The 793-nt window shown below is 68.5% G+C and carries 1 protein-coding gene and 1 pseudogene; both read left to right on the top strand.

The window, feature by feature from the left end:
- A pseudogene (locus JHD82_RS29005) lies at positions 1 to 536 on the top strand (NAD(+)/NADH kinase); the annotation flags it as partial.
- Positions 537 to 538: 2 nt separating this feature from the next.
- On the top strand, positions 539 to 793 hold a 255-nt coding region (locus JHD82_RS29000; RefSeq protein ID WP_199140347.1), incomplete at its 3' end, for an AAA family ATPase.

Genomic DNA, 793 nt, shown 5'->3' with positions numbered 1-793 from the left:
CGCCCATGCTGCAGGGCGAATACGAGGAGGACCTGCGTCCCCTGATGTGCGCCCGCGTGATCCGCGACGGCCAGTGCGTGTTCGAGGCCCTGGCCATGAACGACGTGGTGGTCAACCGCGGCGGCACCTCGGGCATGGTGGAGCTGCGCATCGAGGTGGGCGGCCGCTTTGTCTCCAACCAGCGCGCCGACGGTCTGATCGTGGCCACGCCCACGGGCTCCACGGCCTATGCGCTGTCCGCTGGCGGACCGATGATGCACCCTTCCATCCCCGCCTGGGTGATGGCACCCATTGCGCCGCACAACCTGTCCAACCGCCCCATCGTGCTGTCCGACGCCAACGAGGTCACGATCGAGGTCGTGGCCGGGCGCGATGTCAGCGCCAATTTCGACATGCAGTCCCTGGCCTCGCTGCAGCACGGCGACCGCATCCTTGTGAGCCGCGCCCACCACAGCGTGCGCTTTCTGCATCCCAAGGGCTGGAACTACTTCGCCACGCTGCGCAAGAAACTGGGCTGGAACGAGGGAGGCGCCTGACCATGGCGCTCAAGCGCATCGTTCTGCGCGACTTCGTGATCGTGCAGGCCCTGGATCTGGACTGGCATGCGGGCTTCACCGTGCTGACCGGCGAGACCGGCGCCGGCAAATCCATCCTGATCGACGCATTGCAGCTGGCCCTGGGCGCCCGCGCCGACGCCGACGTGGTGCGCGAAGGCTGCACCCAGGCCGATATCTGCGTGGAGTTCGACGGCTGCGCGCGGCTGCGCCCCTGGCTGGAGGCCGCAGGCCTGGCC

It is taken from the genome of Delftia sp. ASV31, from assembly GCF_016428765.1.
Taxonomy (GTDB): domain Bacteria; phylum Pseudomonadota; class Gammaproteobacteria; order Burkholderiales; family Burkholderiaceae_C; genus Comamonas; species Comamonas acidovorans.
The sequence above is the reverse complement of the archived record's forward strand: the minus strand, read 5'-3'. Positions and strand labels throughout refer to the sequence as shown.